Annotated in this window: 3 protein-coding genes; all 3 read right to left on the bottom strand. The window is 45.0% G+C overall.

Annotated elements, in window-relative coordinates; all coding sequences use genetic code 11:
- Positions 1–22: 22 nt before the first annotated feature.
- The gene (locus QL995_RS21570; protein WP_002963282.1) at positions 23–1,504 is read right to left on the bottom strand and encodes an IS66 family transposase; all 1,482 of its coding nucleotides are present in this window, start codon (positions 1,502–1,504) and stop codon (positions 23–25) included.
- Between the two features lie 80 nt (positions 1,505–1,584).
- On the bottom strand, positions 1,585–1,935 hold the full coding sequence (tnpB, locus tag QL995_RS21565; protein ID WP_024604009.1) for an IS66 family insertion sequence element accessory protein TnpB: 351 nt from the start codon (positions 1,933–1,935) through the stop codon (positions 1,585–1,587).
- Positions 1,932–2,273 (bottom strand): hypothetical protein, encoded by a 342-nt coding sequence (locus tag QL995_RS21560; RefSeq protein WP_008467385.1) that lies wholly within the window; start codon positions 2,271–2,273, stop codon positions 1,932–1,934. Before QL995_RS21560 ends, tnpB begins: the two co-directional genes overlap by 4 nt.
- Between the last annotated feature and the right edge of the window lie 82 nt (positions 2,274–2,355).

Raw genomic sequence — 2,355 nt, 5'->3', positions numbered from 1 at the left:
GTGAGCGTCTAGCGAACTACACCTATGTTTTAAAATTCCAGGGTAACAAGCTGTCGATATCGGGCTCAGGCTGGCACAGTTCATCAAGGCAAGCACAGATGTAATTAAATGGGATTAGACCATTTATCTTGGCGGTTTCCACAATGCTGTAAAGGGTGGCACTAGCATGGGCACCGTTAGCCGTTTGGCTAAATAACCAATTCTTTCGGCCTATCACAAACGGTTTTACCGCGCGTTCTGCTCTATTATTATCGATGCTAAGTCGGCCATCATCAACATAGCGTATGAGCTTGTGCCATTGATTTGCCAGGTAATTAGCTGCCTCTATCAGTTTGCTGTTCCCCACTAAATTTGGCTGATCCTGCTCAAGCCATATTTTTAGCTTGCTAAGAATAGGCAGGCTAACCTCTTGTCTTGCCGTATATTTGTCATCCACACTTTTATCTTTGATGCGTGACTCAACGCCGTACAGTTTTTGGATAAGGCTCAATACCACATCCGCTTTGCCGGTTTTGTTTTTACCTTGTAGCTTTTTCGCGTCGATAAATTTACGACGAGCATGCGCCCAGCAGCCGATTAAGGTTGCCTCTGTTCTGGCATAGGCTTGATAGCCATCCACGTGCAAGTACCCTTGATATCCATCAAGATAATTGACCACGCAGGCGGCCGCGCGACTATTGTGGAAGTCGTAAAGTACGATATTAGGGATAGGATTATTCGGGTCTGGTGAATCTCGACCCGAGCAATACACCCACATGTAACTGTTTACTTTGTCCGATTTCACCACCTTTAATGGCGTTTCATCGGCAAATAGCGTGGGTTGCCTTAACAGCTCGGCTTTAAGCCGTTCAACTAATGGCGCGAAGAGTGTGGCTGATTTGTCTATCCAGCTGCTCATGGTCTGTCGACTGAGTTCAATACCGTATTGCTTAAACATCGCTTCCTGGCGATACAGCGGTAACCCGTATTGGTATTTACTGGTGATAAGCTGACTGAGCAAACTGCTGGTTGCAATGCCTTTGTTGATGGGCATGGCAGGCATTGAGGCTTGTTTAATCTGTGTCTGAGTTGAGGATTTATCACAGTGACGGCAGGCGTATTTAGGCCTAATATGCTCAATCACTTTGATTTTAGCGGGTATGAACTCAAGCTTTTCTGACTTATCTTCACCCATTTTATGTAGCTCACCGCCACAGCAATCACAGGTTTTGTCGATGATGTCGTGAATAACCTGCTCACGAGGTAAGTCTTTTGGCAGTGGCTTACGCACCGGCTTTTTACGGGTATAGCTAATGGATTGTTGCTCTGCCTCAACTTCCTCAACAATTTCTTCCACTTCATTGAATAACTCGCCTTGCCCGGCAAAGCCTTCAGCACTTTTGCCGAATTGTTTTTGTTGGGCCAAGCTCCAGCGCTCTTCCAATGCCGCAATCTGGGCATCCTTCTGCGCTAACAGTTTTTCAAGTTCAGCAATGCGCTGTTTAAGGGCGAGTTCATTTTTCATGACGCCTATTTTAAGGCATCATCAAAGGCTTTGCAGTGCTAACTGAACTCACTTTGATGATCATCAATCGATCGCAAATATTAAAGCATTTTCTTACCTGCGACATCAATTTTACTGTGTCCAATCACATCATAACCCGATAATAACCAGTGTAATTGCTGCTCGCTTAAGGTCATGGTGGGTGACATGAGTTTGGGCCATTTGAACTTATGCTTATCTAATCGCTTATACCACAGTGCAAAACCGGTGTTATCCCAGTAAAGCAGTTTGAGTTTGTCACGGCCTTTATTACAAAACACAAATAGCGCACCACTGAGCACGGGTAGTTCAAGCTCTGCTTCCACCAACGCCGCCAGACCATTAATTGATTTTCGAAAATCAACGGCATCGGCACATAAATAGACGGTGGGTACATCAACGAACATCCTCATACCGTTAGCCCTTTAATAATGGCAACGATATCGGCCGTCGCTAAATCGATAGGAAACGTGAGTTGGCCGGTTAGCGTATCAAACTGCAGCGTATTTTGACGAGTTTGCGCGCAGACTTCAGTAGTTTGTTTTACCTGGACAAAACGTGATGATGTAAGGCACTGCGTGTGCACTGGCAAGGTGGAATTAGGCTGGTCTTTTGCCAGTAAAGCACGTTGTTTATAATAAGTCGTAATAGCGACATTATGGTGTTGGCAGAATTCAATATTAGTACCACTAAACGTACTGCGTTTCAGCAAAAGCTGCTGCCACTGTGCGCTTGTTCTGTAAGTTTTCATCACCTGCTCCGAATTTATCATTGAGCAGGTATTTTTAGATAATCAGAACATCGATGCTAGGTGTGGTTCGCTAGACGCTTAC

The organism is Pseudoalteromonas sp. APC 3358 (genome assembly GCF_030408075.1).
Classification (GTDB): Bacteria; Pseudomonadota; Gammaproteobacteria; order Enterobacterales; family Alteromonadaceae; genus Pseudoalteromonas; species Pseudoalteromonas arctica.
This window is presented reverse-complemented; position numbering and strand designations above follow the sequence as displayed.

Excerpts from the sequence above, each read along its gene's own strand:
- QL995_RS21570 (WP_002963282.1), bottom strand. The coding sequence starts at position 1,504 with ATGAAAAATGAACTCGCCCTTAAACAGCGCATTGCTGAACTTGAAAAA.
- tnpB (WP_024604009.1), bottom strand. The coding sequence starts at position 1,935 with ATGAGGATGTTCGTTGATGTACCCACCGTCTATTTATGTGCCGATGCC.
- QL995_RS21560 (WP_008467385.1), bottom strand. The coding sequence starts at position 2,273 with ATGAAAACTTACAGAACAAGCGCACAGTGGCAGCAGCTTTTGCTGAAA.